The organism is Aquamicrobium segne (assembly GCF_042656785.1).
GTDB lineage: Bacteria > Pseudomonadota > Alphaproteobacteria > Rhizobiales > Rhizobiaceae > Mesorhizobium > Mesorhizobium segne.
The window spans coordinates 43,250-59,028 of record NZ_JBHSLL010000013.1 but is presented as its reverse complement, the minus strand read 5'-3'; the positions used below and the strand labels follow the sequence as shown (position 1 = coordinate 59,028).

The 15,779-nt window shown below is 55.3% G+C and carries 29 protein-coding genes and 1 tRNA gene; all 30 read left to right on the top strand.

What is annotated here, in order from left to right; all coding sequences use genetic code 11:
• Positions 1–253, top strand: a 253-nt coding sequence (locus ACFPLB_RS06030) for an EF-Tu C-terminal domain-related protein (RefSeq protein ID WP_465251469.1), incomplete at its 5' end; no start/stop codon positions are given.
• Between the two features lie 66 nt (positions 254–319).
• Complete coding sequence (rpsJ, locus tag ACFPLB_RS06025; protein ID WP_378228471.1) at positions 320–628, top strand: 30S ribosomal protein S10; 309 nt, start codon at positions 320–322, stop codon at positions 626–628.
• 58 nt (positions 629–686) lie between these two features.
• The gene (gene rplC / locus ACFPLB_RS06020) at positions 687–1,400 is read left to right on the top strand and encodes a 50S ribosomal protein L3 (protein ID WP_378228470.1); all 714 of its coding nucleotides are present in this window, start codon (positions 687–689) and stop codon (positions 1,398–1,400) included.
• Positions 1,400–2,020 carry a 50S ribosomal protein L4 gene (gene rplD / locus ACFPLB_RS06015; protein ID WP_378228469.1) on the top strand — a complete coding sequence of 207 codons (621 nt, stop codon included), beginning with the start codon at positions 1,400–1,402 and terminating at the stop codon, positions 2,018–2,020. Before rplC ends, rplD begins: the two co-directional genes overlap by 1 nt.
• A complete protein-coding gene (locus tag ACFPLB_RS06010; protein ID WP_378228468.1) occupies positions 2,017–2,310 on the top strand; it encodes a 50S ribosomal protein L23 in 294 nt (97 codons plus the stop codon). The genes rplD and ACFPLB_RS06010 overlap by 4 nt, the downstream gene beginning before the upstream one ends.
• Positions 2,311–2,332: 22 nt before the next feature.
• Positions 2,333–3,166 (top strand): 50S ribosomal protein L2, encoded by an 834-nt coding sequence (gene rplB, locus ACFPLB_RS06005; protein ID WP_378228467.1) that lies wholly within the window; start codon positions 2,333–2,335, stop codon positions 3,164–3,166.
• Between the two features lie 14 nt (positions 3,167–3,180).
• Entirely contained in the window at positions 3,181–3,459 is a 279-nt protein-coding gene (rpsS, locus tag ACFPLB_RS06000; RefSeq protein ID WP_378228466.1) for a 30S ribosomal protein S19, read from the top strand.
• A 2-nt stretch (positions 3,460–3,461) separates the two neighbouring features.
• Positions 3,462–3,851, top strand: coding sequence for a 50S ribosomal protein L22 (rplV, locus tag ACFPLB_RS05995; protein ID WP_378228465.1), 390 nt, complete (start codon positions 3,462–3,464; stop codon positions 3,849–3,851).
• A complete protein-coding gene (gene rpsC, locus ACFPLB_RS05990) occupies positions 3,851–4,567 on the top strand; it encodes a 30S ribosomal protein S3 (RefSeq protein WP_378228464.1) in 717 nt (238 codons plus the stop codon). The genes rplV and rpsC overlap by 1 nt, the downstream gene beginning before the upstream one ends.
• A 25-nt stretch (positions 4,568–4,592) precedes the next feature.
• Positions 4,593–5,006 carry a 50S ribosomal protein L16 gene (gene rplP / locus ACFPLB_RS05985; RefSeq protein WP_378228463.1) on the top strand — a complete coding sequence of 138 codons (414 nt, stop codon included), beginning with the start codon at positions 4,593–4,595 and terminating at the stop codon, positions 5,004–5,006.
• Positions 5,007–5,018: 12 nt separating this feature from the next.
• Positions 5,019–5,219, top strand: a complete 201-nt coding sequence (gene rpmC, locus ACFPLB_RS05980) for a 50S ribosomal protein L29 (RefSeq protein ID WP_354195996.1) — start codon at positions 5,019–5,021, stop codon at positions 5,217–5,219.
• A 10-nt stretch (positions 5,220–5,229) separates the two neighbouring features.
• Complete coding sequence (gene rpsQ / locus ACFPLB_RS05975) at positions 5,230–5,469, top strand: 30S ribosomal protein S17 (protein ID WP_378228462.1); 240 nt, start codon at positions 5,230–5,232, stop codon at positions 5,467–5,469.
• 78 nt (positions 5,470–5,547) lie between these two features.
• Complete coding sequence (gene rplN, locus ACFPLB_RS05970) at positions 5,548–5,916, top strand: 50S ribosomal protein L14 (RefSeq protein WP_378228461.1); 369 nt, start codon at positions 5,548–5,550, stop codon at positions 5,914–5,916.
• 12 nt (positions 5,917–5,928) lie between these two features.
• Entirely contained in the window at positions 5,929–6,243 is a 315-nt protein-coding gene (gene rplX / locus ACFPLB_RS05965; RefSeq protein ID WP_378228459.1) for a 50S ribosomal protein L24, read from the top strand.
• Positions 6,236–6,808: a 50S ribosomal protein L5 gene (gene rplE, locus ACFPLB_RS05960; protein ID WP_378228457.1), complete on the top strand. Its 573-nt coding sequence runs from the start codon at positions 6,236–6,238 to the stop codon at positions 6,806–6,808. Before rplX ends, rplE begins: the two co-directional genes overlap by 8 nt.
• A 26-nt stretch (positions 6,809–6,834) precedes the next feature.
• Positions 6,835–7,140: a 30S ribosomal protein S14 gene (gene rpsN, locus ACFPLB_RS05955; protein WP_378228455.1), complete on the top strand. Its 306-nt coding sequence runs from the start codon at positions 6,835–6,837 to the stop codon at positions 7,138–7,140.
• Positions 7,141–7,152: 12 nt separating this feature from the next.
• Positions 7,153–7,551, top strand: a complete 399-nt coding sequence (gene rpsH, locus ACFPLB_RS05950; protein WP_378228454.1) for a 30S ribosomal protein S8 — start codon at positions 7,153–7,155, stop codon at positions 7,549–7,551.
• A gap of 98 nt (positions 7,552–7,649) precedes the next feature.
• Positions 7,650–8,183 (top strand): 50S ribosomal protein L6, encoded by a 534-nt coding sequence (gene rplF / locus ACFPLB_RS05945; protein WP_378228452.1) that lies wholly within the window; start codon positions 7,650–7,652, stop codon positions 8,181–8,183.
• A gap of 198 nt (positions 8,184–8,381) precedes the next feature.
• Positions 8,382–8,741, top strand: a complete 360-nt coding sequence (rplR, locus tag ACFPLB_RS05940) for a 50S ribosomal protein L18 (RefSeq protein WP_378228451.1) — start codon at positions 8,382–8,384, stop codon at positions 8,739–8,741.
• A gap of 246 nt (positions 8,742–8,987) precedes the next feature.
• The gene (rpsE, locus tag ACFPLB_RS05935) at positions 8,988–9,563 is read left to right on the top strand and encodes a 30S ribosomal protein S5 (RefSeq protein ID WP_378228449.1); all 576 of its coding nucleotides are present in this window, start codon (positions 8,988–8,990) and stop codon (positions 9,561–9,563) included.
• A 25-nt stretch (positions 9,564–9,588) separates the two neighbouring features.
• The gene (rpmD, locus tag ACFPLB_RS05930; protein ID WP_378228448.1) at positions 9,589–9,786 is read left to right on the top strand and encodes a 50S ribosomal protein L30; all 198 of its coding nucleotides are present in this window, start codon (positions 9,589–9,591) and stop codon (positions 9,784–9,786) included.
• Between the two features lie 22 nt (positions 9,787–9,808).
• Positions 9,809–10,285 carry a 50S ribosomal protein L15 gene (gene rplO, locus ACFPLB_RS05925; protein WP_378228447.1) on the top strand — a complete coding sequence of 159 codons (477 nt, stop codon included), beginning with the start codon at positions 9,809–9,811 and terminating at the stop codon, positions 10,283–10,285.
• A gap of 130 nt (positions 10,286–10,415) precedes the next feature.
• On the top strand, positions 10,416–11,756 hold the full coding sequence (gene secY, locus ACFPLB_RS05920) for a preprotein translocase subunit SecY (protein ID WP_378228446.1): 1,341 nt from the start codon (positions 10,416–10,418) through the stop codon (positions 11,754–11,756).
• Positions 11,753–12,343, top strand: a complete 591-nt coding sequence (locus tag ACFPLB_RS05915) for an adenylate kinase (RefSeq protein ID WP_378228445.1) — start codon at positions 11,753–11,755, stop codon at positions 12,341–12,343. The genes secY and ACFPLB_RS05915 overlap by 4 nt, the downstream gene beginning before the upstream one ends.
• 225 nt (positions 12,344–12,568) lie before the next feature.
• Positions 12,569–12,937 carry a 30S ribosomal protein S13 gene (gene rpsM / locus ACFPLB_RS05910; protein WP_378228444.1) on the top strand — a complete coding sequence of 123 codons (369 nt, stop codon included), beginning with the start codon at positions 12,569–12,571 and terminating at the stop codon, positions 12,935–12,937.
• Between the two features lie 121 nt (positions 12,938–13,058).
• The gene (rpsK, locus tag ACFPLB_RS05905) at positions 13,059–13,448 is read left to right on the top strand and encodes a 30S ribosomal protein S11 (protein ID WP_378228443.1); all 390 of its coding nucleotides are present in this window, start codon (positions 13,059–13,061) and stop codon (positions 13,446–13,448) included.
• A 100-nt stretch (positions 13,449–13,548) separates the two neighbouring features.
• Positions 13,549–14,559 carry a DNA-directed RNA polymerase subunit alpha gene (locus tag ACFPLB_RS05900; RefSeq protein ID WP_378228442.1) on the top strand — a complete coding sequence of 337 codons (1,011 nt, stop codon included), beginning with the start codon at positions 13,549–13,551 and terminating at the stop codon, positions 14,557–14,559.
• A gap of 49 nt (positions 14,560–14,608) precedes the next feature.
• On the top strand, positions 14,609–15,037 hold the full coding sequence (gene rplQ / locus ACFPLB_RS05895; RefSeq protein WP_378228441.1) for a 50S ribosomal protein L17: 429 nt from the start codon (positions 14,609–14,611) through the stop codon (positions 15,035–15,037).
• Between the two features lie 222 nt (positions 15,038–15,259).
• Positions 15,260–15,336, top strand: a tRNA-Pro gene (locus ACFPLB_RS05890).
• 109 nt (positions 15,337–15,445) lie between these two features.
• Positions 15,446–15,751 (top strand): ETC complex I subunit, encoded by a 306-nt coding sequence (locus tag ACFPLB_RS05885; protein ID WP_378228439.1) that lies wholly within the window; start codon positions 15,446–15,448, stop codon positions 15,749–15,751.
• Positions 15,752–15,779 lie beyond the last annotated feature (28 nt).

The window sequence follows — 15,779 nt, the reverse complement described above, 5'->3', positions numbered from 1 at the left end:
TCTGACGAAGGAAGAGGGTGGCCGTCATACGCCGTTCTTCAACAACTACCGTCCGCAGTTCTATTTCCGTACCACGGACGTGACCGGTATTGTGACGCTTCCTGAAGGCACCGAGATGGTGATGCCTGGCGACAACATCACGGTTGATGTGGAACTGATCGTTCCGATCGCCATGGAAGAGCGCCTGCGCTTTGCTATCCGTGAAGGTGGTCGCACCGTCGGCGCCGGTATCGTTGCCGCAATCGTCGAATAAGAACAAACAATCGATCTGTCGCGGGCGGGAATACGCCCGCGCCGCGCCAGAACAAGGAATAGACGAATGAACGGACAGAATATCCGCATACGCCTTAAAGCGTTTGACCATCGGGTGCTTGATGCTTCAACGCGCGAGATTGTCTCGACAGCCAAGCGTACCGGCGCCAATGTTCGCGGGCCCATTCCGCTGCCGACCCGTATTGAAAAATTCACGGTCAACCGCTCGCCGCATGTGAACAAGAAGAGCCGCGAGCAGTTTGAGATGCGCACCCATAAGCGTCTTCTCGATATCGTGGACCCGACCCCCCAGACGGTTGATGCGCTGATGAAGCTCGATCTGGCCGCAGGTGTGGATGTCGAAATCAAGCTCTAAGAGCTAGAAACATGAGCTTTTGGGACATCCCGGAGCTCCTCTGAAGGAAAATGAACCAATGCGTTCAGGTGTAATTGCACAAAAGCTGGGAATGACCCGCATCTATAATGATGCCGGTGAACATGTCCCTGTCACGGTTCTTCGCATGGAGAATTGTCAGGTTGTCGCGCAGCGCACGCAGGAAAAGAATGGCTATACCGCTGTTCAGCTCGGCGTGGGTCTTGCCAAGGTCAAGAATACGTCAAAGGCGATGCGCGGCCATTTTGCCGCCGCCTCGGTGGAGCCAAAGGCTCGTTTGGCCGAGTTCCGCGTTTCCGATGACAATCTGCTCGATGTTGGTGTTGAAATCACCGCCGATCACTTCGTTGCCGGCCAGAAGGTCGATGTGACGGGGACCTCGACGGGTAAGGGTTTCCAGGGTGTCATGAAGCGCCACAATTTTGGTGGCGGTCGTGCCTCGCATGGTAACTCGCTGTCGCACCGCTCGCATGGTTCGACCGGCCAGCGCCAGGACCCCGGCAAGGTGTTCAAGGGCAAGAAGATGGCAGGCCATATGGGCGCCGTGCGTGTAACCACGCAAAATGTGGAAGTTGTATCGACCGATGCCGAGCGCGGCCTGATCCTGATCCGTGGCGCCGTTCCCGGCACACGCGGTGCGTGGATTCTGGTTCGTGATGCTGTCAAGGTGGCTTTGCCTGAGAATGCTCCAAAGCCGGCCGCTTTCCGTGCCGCTGACAAGAACGAAGCTCCGGCCAATGAGGGAGCGGAATAATGGATATCACTATCAAAACGCTCGCTGGCAAGGATGCCGGCAAGGTCGCGCTCTCGCAAGAGATTTTTGGTCTTGAACCGCGTGAGGACATTTTGCAGCGCGTTGTGCGCTGGCAGCTTGCCAAGAAGCAGCAGGGCACACATCAGGCCAAGGGCCGTGCAGATATCGCCCGTACCGGCGCCAAGATGTACAAGCAGAAGGGAACGGGCCGTGCTCGTCACTCTTCGGCCCGTGCACCGCAGTTCCGTGGTGGTGGCAAGGCCCATGGCCCGATCACACGCAGCCATGAATTTGATCTTCCCAAGAAGGTTCGTGCGCTGGGTCTGCGTCATGCCCTGTCAGCCAAGGCACAGTCTGCTTCCATCATCATTGTCGATGAGCTGAAGCTGGAGGAAGCCAAGACTAAGGCGCTGGTTTCCAGCCTGAAGTCGCTGGGTCTGACCAATGCGCTGGTCATTGGCGGTGCGGAGTTGGATGCCAACTTCAAGCTAGCTGCAACCAATATACCCAACATTGACGTGCTGCCGGTTCAGGGCATCAACGTTTACGATATTCTGCGCCGCGGCACGCTGGTCCTTTCAAAGGCTGCTGTCGAGGCTCTCGAGGAGCGCTTCAAATGACTGACCTTCGTCATTACGATGTGATCGTCTCGCCGGCGATCACCGAAAAGTCGACCATGGCTTCCGAGCAGAATCAGGTCATCTTCAATGTTGCAAAGACTGCAACCAAGACCGAGATCAAGGCTGCCGTCGAAGCGCTGTTCAGCGTCAAGGTTTCAGCCGTGAACACCCTGGTCCGCAAGGGCAAGGTCAAGCGCTTCCGTGGCACGATTGGCCGTCAAGGTGACGTCAAGAAGGCGATCGTCACTCTGGTTGACGGTCACTCGATCGACGTCGCAACGGGCCTGTGAGCGAAGCGGCGAGGATAGAAAAATGGCATTGAAACATTATAATCCGACGACGCCTGGCACACGCCAGCTTGTCATCGTCGATCGCGCCGGTCTCCACAAGGGCAAGCCTGTCAAGGGTCTGACCGAGGGGCTGACCAAGTCTGGTGGCCGCAACAATGCAGGCCGCATCACGGCTCGCTTCATTGGTGGTGGTCACAAGCGCAGCTACCGCATCATCGACTTCAAGCGTCGCAAGTTTGATGTGGTGGGTACGGTCGAGCGTCTCGAATATGACCCGAACCGCACAGCTTTCATTGCGCTGATCAAATATGAAGACGGCGAGTTGAATTACATTCTGGCCCCGCAGCGTCTGGCTGTTGGCGATCAGGTTGTTGCCGGTGAATCGGTTGACGTGAAGCCGGGCAATGCGATGCCGCTATCGGCCATGCCGGTTGGCACCATTGTGCACAATATCGAATTGAAGCCCGGCAAGGGTGGTCAGGTTGCCCGCTCGGCAGGCGCCTATGGCCAGCTTGTGGGTCGCGATCAGGGCATGGCGATCTTGCGTCTGAACTCTGGTGAGCAGCGCATTGTGCACGGATCGTGCTTTGCCACTGTCGGGGCGGTGTCCAATCCGGATCACGCCAATATCAAGGACGGCAAGGCCGGTCGCACACGCTGGAGGGGCAAGGTTCCCCATAACCGCGGTGTTACGATGAACCCTGTTGACCACCCGCATGGTGGTGGTGAAGGCCGCACATCCGGTGGCCGCCATCCGGTCACCCCCTGGGGTAAGCCGACCAAGGGCAAGAAAACACGGTCCAACAAGGCGACCGACAAGTTCATTGTACGCTCGCGTCATCAGCGCAAGAGCTAATAAGAGGTAAGCCTGTGACACGTTCTGTTTGGAAAGGCCCCTTCATCGACGGCTACCTTCTGAAGAAGGCAGATAAGGTTCGTGAAGGCGGTCGTAATGAGGTGATCAAGATGTGGAGCCGCCGCTCCACCATCCTGCCGCAATTTGTCGGCCTCACCTTTGGCGTTTACAATGGTCAAAAGCACGTTCCCGTTTCGATAAACGAAGACATGGTCGGCCATAAGTTCGGTGAATTTGCCCCGACCCGTACCTATTACGGTCACGGAGCGGACAAGAAGGCGAGAAGGAAGTAACGATGGGCAAGGCCAAAGCTCCGCGCAGGCTTGCTGACAATGAGGCGCGTGCCGTTCTGCGCACGATCCGTGTCAGCCCGCAGAAGCTCAATCTGGTAGCCGCGCTCATCCGTGGCAAGAAGGTTCAGTCTGCGCTTAACGATCTGGAATTTTCGCGCAAGCGTATTTCCGAAACCGTGAAGAAAACACTGGAATCGGCAATCGCAAACGCAGAAAACAACCACGACCTGGATGTTGATTCGCTGATTGTCGCGGAAGCCTATGTCGGCAAGTCGATTGTCATGAAGCGCTTTCACGCTCGTGGCCGCGGTCGCGCCAGCCGGATCGAAAAGCCGTTTTCCCACCTCACGATCATTGTCCGTGAAGTGGAAGAAGAAGGGGAGGCCGCATAATGGGCCAGAAAATCAATCCCATCGGTTTCCGTCTTGGAATTAACCGTACCTGGGATTCGCGTTGGTATGCGAATACCGGAGAATACGGCAAGCTGCTGCATGAAGACCTCAAGATCCGCGAATATCTGGAAAAAGAGCTGAAGCAGGCTGCTGTTTCCAAAGTGGTGATCGAGCGTCCGCACAAGAAGTGCCGCGTGACCATTCATGCTGCACGTCCGGGCCTGATCATCGGCAAGAAGGGCGCAGACATCGAAAAGCTTCGCAAGAAGCTGACCGAGATGACCAAGTCGGAAACGCATCTCAACATTGTTGAGGTTCGCAAGCCCGAGACGGACGCCACGCTGGTTGCCCAGTCGATTGCACAGCAGCTGGAGCGCCGTATTGCTTTCCGCCGGGCCATGAAGCGTGCCGTTCAGTCGGCCATGCGTCTGGGCGCTGAAGGCATCCGCATCAACTGCGCGGGTCGTCTTGGCGGGGCTGAAATTGCCCGTATGGAATGGTACCGGGAAGGCCGCGTGCCGTTGCATACCTTGCGTGCCGATGTCGATTATGGCACTGCCGAAGCACAGACCGCCTATGGTATTTGCGGCATCAAGGTCTGGGTGTTCAAGGGCGAAATCCTTGAGCATGATCCGATGGCTTCAGAGCGCCGCGCGACTGAAGGCGAGGCCAATAGTGGCGAACGTGGCGGCCATCGTCGTCGCGAAAACGCCTGATAATTGAGAATTTGGAGCAAGTAAGATGCTGCAGCCAAAGCGCACAAAGTTCCGCAAGCAGTTCAAGGGCCGTATTCATGGCGCTGCCAAGGGTGGCACCGATCTGAATTTCGGCGGTTTCGGACTGAAGGCGCTGGAACCCAACCGCGTCACCGCACGTGAGATCGAGGCTGCGCGCCGTGCGATCACCCGTGAGATGAAGCGTGCTGGACGTGTATGGATCCGTATTTTCCCGGATCTGCCTGTGACGAGCAAGCCCACTGAAGTGCGTATGGGCAAGGGCAAGGGCGCCGTTGATTATTGGGCGGCGCGCGTCAAGCCTGGCCGCGTCATGTTCGAGATTGACGGCGTTCCTGAAGATGTTGCGCGTGAGGCGCTGCGTCTGGGGGCTGCCAAACTTTCGGTACGCACACGTTTCGTGCAGCGTATTGCTGAATAAGAAAGAGCAGAGATGAAAGCCTCAGATATCCGCTCGAAGACGCAGGATCAGCTCTCTGATGAACTGGCTTCCCTGAAAAAGGAACAGTTTAACCTGCGCTTCCAGAAGGCCACTGGCCAGCTTGAAAAGACCGATCGCGTCAAGCAGGTCCGCAAGGACATCGCACGCATCAAGACCATCGCTGCGGAAAAAGCCGCAGCCAAGAAGGCATAAGGAACAAACCATGCCGAAACGTATATTGCAGGGTGTTGTCGTCAGCGACAAGAACGACAAGACCGTCGTCGTGAAGGTGGAGCGTCGCTTTACCCATCCGGTGATGAAGAAGGTTGTGCGCATGTCGAAGAAGTATAAGGCGCATGATGAAAACAACACGCACAAGGTTGGCGACAACGTTCTGATTCAGGAAACGGCGCCGATCTCGAAAGACAAGCGCTGGGTCGTTATGGCCCAGGATCAGGCTTGATCTGGTCATAATCGAATTTTAGACAGACCGGGGAGGGCCAGAGCCTCTCCCAAATAGAGAAGAAAAAGGCGGCCAGTCATGATTCAGATGCAAACAAACCTCGACGTGGCGGATAATTCCGGCGCCCGTCGTGTCATGTGCATCAAGGTGCTGGGCGGCTCGAAGCGGAAATATGCTTCTGTTGGTGACATCATTGTGGTGTCGGTCAAGGAAGCCATTCCGCGCGGGCGCGTCAAGAAGGGCGATGTGATGAAGGCGGTCGTGGTTCGCACGGCCAAGGACATTCGTCGTGCCGACGGCAGTGTGATCCGTTTCGACAAGAACGCAGCCGTTCTTGTTGACAGCAAGAAAGAGCCGGTGGGCACGCGTATCTTCGGCCCGGTTCCGCGCGAGCTTCGCGCCAAGAACCACATGAAGATCATCTCGCTTGCGCCTGAAGTGCTTTAAGGAGCCGCAACCATGCAAAAGATCCGCAAAGGCGACAAGGTTGTCGTTTTGGCCGGCAAGGACAAGGGCCGCTCCGGCGAAGTGCTTTCCGTTCAGCCGAAAGAAGATACAGCCATTGTTCGTGGCGTGAACCTTATCCGCCGTCACCAGAGGCAGTCTCAGTCTCAGGAAGGTGGCATCATTACCAGGGAAGCGGCGATTCACCTGTCGAATCTCGCTTTGGCCGATCCCAAGGACGGCAAGCCGACCCGCGTTGGCTTCCGCGTCGAAAAGGACGGCAAGAAAGTGCGCTTTGCCAAGCGCTCGGGAGAAACGATCAATGGCTAAGTCAGCACAGGCAGAAGCCAAAAACATGCCGCGTCTGAAGAAGGTCTATAATGAGACCATTCGCAAGGCGCTGCGCGAACAGTTTAAATACGCCAATGATATGCAGGTTCCGCGCGTCGAAAAGATCGTGCTGAACATGGGCGTGGGTGAAGCGACCGCAGATTCCAAGAAGCCGTCTGTTGCGGCTGAAGATCTGGCGCTGATCACCGGTCAGAAGGCCGTGATTACCCGTGCGCGCAAATCGATTGCCGGTTTCAAGCTGCGTGAAGACATGCCGATCGGTGCAAAGGTGACCCTGCGCAACGAGAAGATGTATGAGTTCATGGATCGTCTTGTGAACATTGCATTGCCGCGTGTTCGTGACTTCCGTGGTCTGAATGCAAAGAGCTTTGATGGTCGTGGCAATTTTGCCATGGGCCTCAAGGAACATATCGTGTTCCCTGAAATCAACTATGACAAGGTTGATCAGATGTGGGGCATGGACATCATCGTTTGTACGACTGCGAAGACGGATGACGAAGCCCGGGCGTTGCTCAAGGCTTTCAACTTCCCCTTCCGCCAGTAACGGCTGCGAGCAAAGGAAAATCTGAAATGGCAAAGACCAGCTCAGTCGAGAAGAATAATCAGCGTCGTAAGCTTGTTGCGCAATTTGCGGACAAGCGTCAGGCTCTCAAAGATATTATCATGGATAAGTCGCTGCCGCTTGAGGAGCGTTTTCGCGCTCAGCTCAAGCTGTCAGCTCTGCCGCGCAATTCGTCGAAAGTGCGTATCCGCAACCGTTGCGAAGTCAGCGGTCGTCCACGCGCTTATTATCGCAAGCTGAAAATTTCGCGTGTCGCACTGCGTGATCTGGGCAATACGGGCAAGATCCCGGGCCTGGTCAAGTCGAGCTGGTAAGGAGAAGACGATATGTCCCTGAGCGATCCACTCGGCGATATGCTGACCCGCATCCGTAACGCCTATGGCCGTAAGAAGACCAGCGTTTCGACGCCTGCTTCGCGTCTGCGCGCCCGCGTTCTTGAGGTGCTGAAGTCTGAAGGTTACATTCGTGACTACAGTCAGACTGATTTCGGCAGTGGTAAATCCGAAATCGAGATCGAGTTGAAATATTTTGATGGTTTTCCGGTTGTGCGCGAAATCTCGCGTGTGTCGAAGCCGGGCCGTCGTGTTTATGTTTCGGCCCGCTCGATTCCGCAGGTTGCCAACGGTCTTGGCATTGCCATTCTTTCGACCCCGAAAGGTGTTATGGCAGATCATGAAGCCCGCGAGCAGAATGTTGGCGGAGAAGTTCTCTGCCAGGTCTTCTGATCCGGTAACTGTTCCTGATGGGAAATGCTGGTGAGATTTTTTTAAAAAAATGATCTCCCGGCAGGTCCCGAAACAATGAGAGTGACGAGGACAAGGCTATGTCTCGTATTGGTAAAAGGCCTTTGGCCGTTCCACAGGGCGTGACCGCAACCGTTGATGGCCAGACCGTCACGGCGAAAGGCCCGAAGGGTGAACTGAAATTCGTCGTCAATGACGAGGTTCTGGTCAAGCTGGAAAACAGCGAGATCAGCGTTCAGCCGCGCGATTCTTCCAAGGATGCACATTCCAAGTGGGGCATGTCGCGTTCGCAGATTGAAAATATCCTGATTGGCGTCAAGGATGGTTTCGAGCGCAGGCTCGAAATTCAGGGCGTCGGCTATCGTGCCGCCATGCAGGGCAAGAATATCCAGCTTTCGCTGGGTTTCAGCCATGAAGTGATTTATCAGGCTCCCGAAGGCATCACGCTTGCTTGCCCCAAGCCCACCGAGATCACTGTGACGGGTATTGACAAGCAGAAGGTTGGCCAGGTGGCTGCCGAAATCCGCGAATATCGCCAGCCTGAGCCTTACAAGGGCAAGGGTGTGCGCTATGCGGGCGAAAAGGTCTTCCGCAAGGAAGGCAAGAAGAAGTAATCAGGAGCGCTTTCGTGCGTTTTTTCCGGACGCACCACGACGCTTTTGCAATTTGTTGTCATCGCATTTGCAGACAGTCAGATGTGAATAAAATATCTGACTGAAAAATGCTTCAACGCCACGGGAAATTGCCGCGGGAGATATAAAACAGGATCTACCGCATAGGGCAATTCCCGTTTTACAAGGCAGGAAATACACATGGCCTCCAAGGAAGTTATCCAGCGTCGCGCTGCCCGTGTCCGTCGTCAGCTTAAGGCTGTGGCCAATGGTCGCCCGCGCCTGTCGGTTCATCGCACCTCCAAGAACATTTATGTTCAGTTGATCGACGATGCAAATGGACGCACACTGGCTGCGGCCTCGACCCTTGACAAGGATTTCAAGACTTCGAAGAAGACCGGCGCCGACACCGCTGCTGCTGCTGAAGTAGGCAAGCTGATTGCCGAACGCGCCATCAAGGCCGGCGCCAAAGAGGTTGTGTTCGACCGTGGCGCTTATATTTTTCACGGCCGCATCAAGGCGCTGGCAGAGGCCGCGCGTGAAGGCGGCCTGATTTTCTAAGAGCGGTTTTGAAAAAAGTCGGCAATAAAACTTGCTGACTTTTTCGTTCAAATCGTTATGAGAGCAGTTTGCAGCCAAATGAAATCATCTGGTATTGCGTAAATGTGGCTTATAAAATCTGGACGATGATGATTTTCTTAAGAAAATTATCATGAACGGGTAAAAAATATCGCCGCCGGTATTCTTGAAACTAAGGATGCCGGCATTCATCAATCGGTGCTTCCGGAAAAGAATAAGGATCAGGGTATGGCACAGGAACAAAGGGAAGGCGGCCGCGATCGCAATCGCAATCGTGACCGCGAAGAGCGTGACGACGGGATTGTCGACAAGCTCGTTCATATCAATCGCGTCGCCAAGGTGGTGAAGGGTGGTCGTCGCTTCGGTTTTGCCGCTCTGGTTGTCGTCGGCGATCAGAAGGGCCGTGTTGGTTTCGGTCATGGCAAGGCGCGTGAAGTGCCGGAAGCCATCCGCAAGGCAACCGAATCCGCCAAGCGCGACATGATCTTCGTGCCGCTGCGCTCAGGCCGCACCCTTCATCATGATGTCGAAGGCCGTCACGGCGCTGGCCGCGTTTTACTGCGCACCGCCAAGCAGGGTACCGGTATCATTGCAGGTGGCCCGATGCGCGCTGTGTTTGAAACACTGGGCATGCATGACGTTGTCGCCAAGTCGATGGGCTCGTCGAACCCGTACAATATGATTCGCGCCACTTTTGATGCGCTCAAGAATCAGATGCACCCGAAAGATGTCGCTGCTGCCCGTGGCATCAAGTATTCGACCCTTCAGGCGCGTCGCGGCTCTGCCGTGACTGCCGAAGAATAGTCGGCGCTGACGAGGGACCATCATCATGGCAAAGAACGCTACCAAGACGATTACTGTTGAGCAGATCGGTTCGCCGATTCGCCGCCCGAAGGAACAGCGTGCAACGCTGGTTGGCCTTGGCCTCAACAAAATGCACAAGCAGCGCACTTTGGAAGATACGCCTTCCGTGCGCGGCATGATCGCTTCTGTCTCGCATCTCGTCCGCATTGTGGACGAGGGCTGAGCGACAGCGCAGGAGACTGGATATGAAACTCAACGAACTGCGTGATAATGAGGGGGCAACCCCTTCCAAGAAGCGCGTTGGCCGTGGTATCGGCTCAGGCGTCGGTAAGACCGGTGGTCGCGGCGTCAAGGGCCAGAAGTCGCGTTCCGGCGTGGCCATCAATGGCTTTGAAGGCGGCCAGATGCCGATTTACCGGCGTCTGCCCAAGCGCGGCTTTAAAAACATTTTCGCGAAGGATTTTAACACCGTTTCGCTTGGTCGCATTCAAACCGCGATTGATGCTGGCAAGCTTGATGCCAAGGAAACTGTGACGGTTGACGCGCTGATTGCGGCTGGCGTGGTGCGCCGTGCCAAGGATGGCGTGCGCATTCTCTCTGACGGTGAACTGAAGGCGAAGGTTTCTTTCGATGTTGCCGGAGCTTCCAAAACTGCCGTCGAGAAGATCGAAAAGGCTGGTGGCTCGATCAAGCTGCCGGAAGTCGCTGCTTCGGCGGAATAAAAGACTGAAATAATCAAGCGGCTGCATTCATGTGGCCGCTTGCATCTTGGCTGCGCCGGGCCTATCTGGGGTCTTCGGTGATACGCGCCGCCCGAAGCGGGCCCCCGCGTTGTCTTGCGGAGAATTTTGTATGGCTTCGGCTGCTGAACAACTGGCATCCAATCTCAATTTTTCGGCCTTTGCCAAGGCTGAGGATCTGAAAAAACGCATCTGGTTTACGCTGGGCGCGCTGTTTGTGTACCGTCTTGGTACATATATTCCCTTGCCGGGTATCAACCCGGACGCTTTTGCGCAGGCTTTCCAGCAGCAAAGCGGCGGTGTGCTTGGCATGTTCAACATGTTTGCCGGCGGTGCTGTCGAGCGGATGGCGATCTTTGCGCTGGGCATCATGCCTTATATTTCCGCATCCATCATCATGCAGTTGATGACTTCGGTTATCCCCACGCTTGAAGCCTTGAAAAAAGAAGGTGAGCAGGGGCGCAAGATTATCAATCAATATACCCGTTATGGCACAGTTCTGCTTGCGTTGGTTCAGTCTTACGGCATTGCCATAGGCTTGCAGGGCGGCAACAATATCGTCACCAGCCCGGGGCTGTTTTTCCAGATTTCCACGGTGATCACACTGACCGGCGGCACCATGTTCCTGATGTGGCTGGGCGAACAGATCACCGCGCGCGGCATCGGTAATGGTATCTCGCTGATCATATTTGCCGGTATTGTTGCAGGCATGCCTTCCGCCATCAGCGGTACTCTGGAACTGAGCCGCACCGGGGCGCTGTCAACCGGCCTTGTGCTGGCCATCATTGTTCTGGCCGTGGTGGTCATTGGCTTTATCGTTTTTGTCGAGCGTGCGCAGCGTCGCCTGTTGATCCAGTATCCGAAGCGTCAGGTTGGCAATCGCATGTTCCAGGGCGACACCTCACATCTGCCCTTGAAGCTGAACACTGCGGGTGTTATTCCGCCGATCTTTGCGTCTTCCCTGCTGTTGTTGCCTGCCACTCTTGCCGGATTTTCCAACCAGCAGAACATGCCGGCCTGGGCCACCAGCATTTTGTCGATGCTGGGGCCGGGGCAGCCGATCTATATGTTCCTTTACGGTGCCATGATCCTGTTCTTTGCCTTTTTCTATACGGCCATTGTTTTCAATCCCAAGGATACGGCAGATCAGCTCAAGAAGCATTCGGGCTTTATTCCCGGCTATCGCCCCGGCGAGCGCACAGCCGAATATATTGATTATGTGCTGACCCGTATCACCGTGGTTGGTGCGCTCTATCTGGTGGCTGTCTGTCTTTTGCCGGAATATCTGATTGCAGCAACAGGTGTTCCCTTCTATCTGGGCGGTACATCGCTTCTGATTGTGGTCAGCGTAACGCTTGATACTGTCGCGCAGATTCAAGGACATCTGATAGCGCATCAATATGAAGGGCTGATCAAGAAGTCGAAATTGCGCGGAGGCAAAAGGGGGCGATGAGACTTATTCTTCTTGGTCCACCTGGGGCAGGCAAAGGCACTCAGGCACAGCGGCTTGTTGAAAAATATGCCATTCCGCAGCTTTCCACCGGTGATATGTTGCGCGCTGCCGTTGCGGCACAGACGCCCGTTGGTCAAAAAGCCAAGGCGGTCATGAATGCAGGCGAGCTTGTTTCAGACGAGATCGTCAATGCAATTGTTGCCGAGCGGATTGACCAGCCTGATTGCGCGAGAGGATTTATTCTTGACGGTTATCCGCGCACATTGGCTCAGGCCGATGCGGTTGAACTGATGCTTGAAAAGCGTGGTCTGCAACTGGACGCCGTGATTGAGTTGCTGGTTGATGACCGGGCGCTGGTCGGGCGTATTGTCAGACGCGCGGAAGAGGCAAAAGCTGCCGGAGAAGCTGTTCGCAAGGACGATAATCCGGAAGTCTTTGAAGAGCGCCTGCGCGAATATTACAAAAAGACCGCGCCGCTGACTGGCTATTACCATGCCAGGAAAATGCTGCGCGGGGTCGATGGCATGGCGTCGATGGATGAGGTCACGGCTCAGATTGAGGCCTTGCTGCCTGAGACTGTTGGTTGAAAGCTGTTTTCTGCCTGATGGTGTCTATTGCCTGGCGCCATCTGTCGCTTGACGAAAGAGGACTTGTAGCGTAAGGCCACGCCTCATTCCCATAAGATTTGGGGCTGCGCATGCCATATGGCATGTCTGGCCTTGTCTTTAAGAAACACCCGCAAGGGCCGGCCTCCACCGGACGTGGGTAAATGCAATAGCGCTGGCGTGGGCCGGCCCAAATGGAGAACAAAGATGGCTCGTATAGCCGGTGTTAACATTCCGACCAACAAGCGCGTTGTGATTGCGCTTCAATATATTCATGGCATTGGCAAGAAATTTGCACAGGAAATCGTCGATTCGGTCGGCATTCCTGCAGATCGTCGTGTCAATCAGCTCACCGATGCTGAAGTTCTGGCAATTCGTGAAGCCATTGATCGTGACTATCAGGTCGAGGGTGACCTACGTCGCGAAGTTTCGATGAACATCAAGCGCTTGATGGACCTTGGCTGCTATCGGGGCTTGCGTCATCGTCGCTCGCTGCCGGTTCGTGGTCAGCGTACACACACCAATGCGCGCACCCGCAAGGGGCCTGCCAAGGCCATTGCCGGCAAGAAGAAATAAGAATTTGGCGGTTGGCGGCAGGTCATCGGGACTGAACCGATTGCCTGCTGTGATATTTTCAACTGCTGAAGGTGTAGCCGCTGGTGTTACGGCGGCGTAGAGATCGTTTGAAAGGAAAAACATGGCCAAGGAAGCCGGTCGCATTCGCCGTCGCGAACGCAAAAACATTTCGTCGGGTATTGCACATGTCAACTCGACCTTTAACAACACGATGATCACCATTTCAGACGCACAGGGCAATGCAATTGCCTGGTCGTCGGCTGGTGCTCAGGGGTTCAAGGGATCGCGCAAATCCACCCCGTTTGCTGCGCAGATGGCGGCAGAAGATGCCGCCAGGAAGGCGCAGGAACATGGCATGCGCACGCTTGAGGTTGAGGTTTGCGGTCCCGGCTCTGGTCGTGAATCGGCCCTGCGCGCCCTGCAGGCTGCTGGTTTTACCATCACCTCTATCCGTGATGTGACGCCGATCCCGCATAATGGCTGCCGCCCGCGCAAGAAGCGCCGCGTCTGACATTATATTTCTCGCTGCCTGAGCGCCTGTTGGCGTTTTGGTGGTTTTCCAGGTCGTCCGCCACGATTGGATGGTGGTGGAGAAACGGAAGGAAGGCAACATGATCCAGAAAAACTGGCAGGAACTGATCAAGCCCAACAAGGTCGAGTTCACGTCAAAGAACCAGACGGTAACAACGCTCATCGCCGAGCCGCTGGAGCGCGGTTACGGGCTGACGCTGGGCAACGCTTTGCGTCGCGTTCTGCTGTCATCGCTGCGTGGTGCTGCTGTGACAGCAGTGCAGATCGACGGCGTTTTGCATGAGTTCTCATCCATCGCGGGTGTTCGCGAGGATGTGACCGACATCGTTCTCAATATCAAGGAAATCGCCATCCGCATGGAAGGTGAGGGCCCCAAGCGCATGGTTGTTCGCAAGCAGGGACCGGGTGCGGTTCTGGCAAGCGATATCCAGACTGTGGGCGATATTGAAATCCTCAACCCCGACCATGTGATCTGTACTCTCGATGAGGGCGCGGAAATTCGCATGGAGTTCACGGTTGATACCGGCAAGGGCTATGTGCCGGCCGAGCGCAATCGCGCAGAGGATGCGCCGATCGGTCTTATTCCGGTTGACAGCCTTTATTCACCGGTCAAGAAAGTCTCGTACAAGGTGGAAAATACCCGCCATGGCGAGGAGCTTGACAAGGACAAGCTGACCATGACCATCGAAACTGATGGTTCGATCTCCGGCGAGGACGCCGTGGCTTTTGCTGCGCGTATTCTCCAGGATCAGTTGGCGCTGTTCGTCAATTTCGAAGAGCCGCAGAAGGAAGCCGTTGCCGAACAGGCAAGCGAGCTTGCTTTCAACCCGGCGCTTCTGAAGAAGGTGGACGAACTGGAATTGTCGGTGCGTTCGGCAAACTGCCTGAAGAACGACAATATTGTTTATATCGGCGATCTTATCCAGAAGACCGAGGCGGAAATGCTCCGTACCCCGAATTTTGGTCGCAAATCGCTTAATGAGATCAAGGAAGTTCTGGCTTCCATGGGGTTGCATCTGGGCATGGAAGTGCAGGAGTGGCCGCCTGAGAATATCGAAGATCTCGCCAAACGCTACGAAGACCAATACTAATCAACAGGCGGGCCTGAGGGCCTGACCGGATCATTCAAGGAGAAGGACCATGCGCCACGGATTCGCCGGCCGCCGGTTTTCCCGCAGTGCAAGTCACCGCAAGTCGATGTTTGCCAATCTGGCAATCTCGCTCATCGAACATGAGCAGATCGTAACCACCCTGCCGAAGGCGAAGGATTTGCGTCCGATCGTCGAAAAGCTTGTCACCCTTGGCAAGCGCGGCGATTTGCATGCACGCCGTCAGGTGATTGCCCAGATCGGCGACGATGCCGTGGTCAGACGTTTGTTTGACGTCATCGCGCCGCGCTATGCCACCCGCAATGGCGGCTATCTGCGCATCATGAAGGCGGGTTTCCGCCGCGGTGACAACGCCCCGTTGGCTGTGATCGAGTTTGTCGATCGCGATGTTTCCGCCAAGGGCGCTGGCGACCGTGCCCGTCTGGAAGCTGAGGGACTGGAAGAGGCAGAAGCTGCCTGATCCTGACCAGGCTGGATTGCACATTTTTTCATATGCAATTCACCTGCCTGATAAAATATAAAGAGCCTGACCACTTGCGCTCAGGCTCTTGTTCTTCTAGGACGATAGCAAGAATAAAGAGGGAAGTGATTTGTTCGCATTTTACTTCATCTCTTTGAAATATCCGGGTTTATAAGTTCAGATGAATCGGTTTGAACGGATTATGAATCAGGGTTTTCATGTCGGAGTGTAGCGCAGCCTGGTAGCGCACCTGATTTGGGATCAGGGGGTCGCAGGTTCGAATCCTGCCACTCCGACCATTTTAAATTCCGGGGAAAACGGCGCTATGTCGTTTGTGATATTGCCGCGGAACGATTTGCACAGTAAGCAATCGGCAATGCCGACAGGCCGAACAGCGATGAGGTTTTCATGTCAGCCCGCATTTTCAGCCCTGCCAAAACTGCCATGCAATCGGGTACAGCCAAGACTGGCCATTGGGTTCTGGAGTTTGAACCGGAACAGCGGCTCAAGATTGACCCGCTGATGGGCTATACCACGTCTGGCGATATGAAGAGGCAAATCAGGCTTCGTTTCCAGACGAGGGAAGAGGCCATTGCCTATGCCGAGCGTGAAGGGCTGGCCTATGAGGTTCAGGAGCCTAATCCGCCAAAGCGGCGTCAGATTTCATATGCTGAAAATTTCAGCCATGATCGACGCACCCCCTGGACGCACTGATTGAACAATCAGTCTTGCCCCGTATATA

Coding starts and splice junctions, on each gene's coding strand:
- rpsE (WP_378228449.1), top strand. CDS start 8,988: ATGGCACAGGAACAAAGGGAAGGCGGCCGCGATCGCAATCGCAATCGT.
- rplN (WP_378228461.1), top strand. CDS start 5,548: ATGATTCAGATGCAAACAAACCTCGACGTGGCGGATAATTCCGGCGCC.
- rplV (WP_378228465.1), top strand. CDS start 3,462: ATGGGCAAGGCCAAAGCTCCGCGCAGGCTTGCTGACAATGAGGCGCGT.
- secY (WP_378228446.1), top strand. CDS start 10,416: ATGGCTTCGGCTGCTGAACAACTGGCATCCAATCTCAATTTTTCGGCC.
- rpsH (WP_378228454.1), top strand. CDS start 7,153: ATGTCCCTGAGCGATCCACTCGGCGATATGCTGACCCGCATCCGTAAC.
- rplC (WP_378228470.1), top strand. CDS start 687: ATGCGTTCAGGTGTAATTGCACAAAAGCTGGGAATGACCCGCATCTAT.
- ACFPLB_RS05885 (WP_378228439.1), top strand. CDS start 15,446: ATGTCAGCCCGCATTTTCAGCCCTGCCAAAACTGCCATGCAATCGGGT.
- rpsN (WP_378228455.1), top strand. CDS start 6,835: ATGGCAAAGACCAGCTCAGTCGAGAAGAATAATCAGCGTCGTAAGCTT.
- rplP (WP_378228463.1), top strand. CDS start 4,593: ATGCTGCAGCCAAAGCGCACAAAGTTCCGCAAGCAGTTCAAGGGCCGT.
- ACFPLB_RS06010 (WP_378228468.1), top strand. CDS start 2,017: ATGACTGACCTTCGTCATTACGATGTGATCGTCTCGCCGGCGATCACC.
- rplX (WP_378228459.1), top strand. CDS start 5,929: ATGCAAAAGATCCGCAAAGGCGACAAGGTTGTCGTTTTGGCCGGCAAG.
- rplB (WP_378228467.1), top strand. CDS start 2,333: ATGGCATTGAAACATTATAATCCGACGACGCCTGGCACACGCCAGCTT.
- rpmC (WP_354195996.1), top strand. CDS start 5,019: ATGAAAGCCTCAGATATCCGCTCGAAGACGCAGGATCAGCTCTCTGAT.
- rplR (WP_378228451.1), top strand. CDS start 8,382: ATGGCCTCCAAGGAAGTTATCCAGCGTCGCGCTGCCCGTGTCCGTCGT.
- rpmD (WP_378228448.1), top strand. CDS start 9,589: ATGGCAAAGAACGCTACCAAGACGATTACTGTTGAGCAGATCGGTTCG.
- rplD (WP_378228469.1), top strand. CDS start 1,400: ATGGATATCACTATCAAAACGCTCGCTGGCAAGGATGCCGGCAAGGTC.
- ACFPLB_RS05915 (WP_378228445.1), top strand. CDS start 11,753: ATGAGACTTATTCTTCTTGGTCCACCTGGGGCAGGCAAAGGCACTCAG.
- rplO (WP_378228447.1), top strand. CDS start 9,809: ATGAAACTCAACGAACTGCGTGATAATGAGGGGGCAACCCCTTCCAAG.
- rpsQ (WP_378228462.1), top strand. CDS start 5,230: ATGCCGAAACGTATATTGCAGGGTGTTGTCGTCAGCGACAAGAACGAC.
- rpsK (WP_378228443.1), top strand. CDS start 13,059: ATGGCCAAGGAAGCCGGTCGCATTCGCCGTCGCGAACGCAAAAACATT.
- rplE (WP_378228457.1), top strand. CDS start 6,236: ATGGCTAAGTCAGCACAGGCAGAAGCCAAAAACATGCCGCGTCTGAAG.
- ACFPLB_RS05900 (WP_378228442.1), top strand. CDS start 13,549: ATGATCCAGAAAAACTGGCAGGAACTGATCAAGCCCAACAAGGTCGAG.
- rpsM (WP_378228444.1), top strand. CDS start 12,569: ATGGCTCGTATAGCCGGTGTTAACATTCCGACCAACAAGCGCGTTGTG.
- rpsC (WP_378228464.1), top strand. CDS start 3,851: ATGGGCCAGAAAATCAATCCCATCGGTTTCCGTCTTGGAATTAACCGT.
- rpsJ (WP_378228471.1), top strand. CDS start 320: ATGAACGGACAGAATATCCGCATACGCCTTAAAGCGTTTGACCATCGG.
- rplQ (WP_378228441.1), top strand. CDS start 14,609: ATGCGCCACGGATTCGCCGGCCGCCGGTTTTCCCGCAGTGCAAGTCAC.
- rplF (WP_378228452.1), top strand. CDS start 7,650: ATGTCTCGTATTGGTAAAAGGCCTTTGGCCGTTCCACAGGGCGTGACC.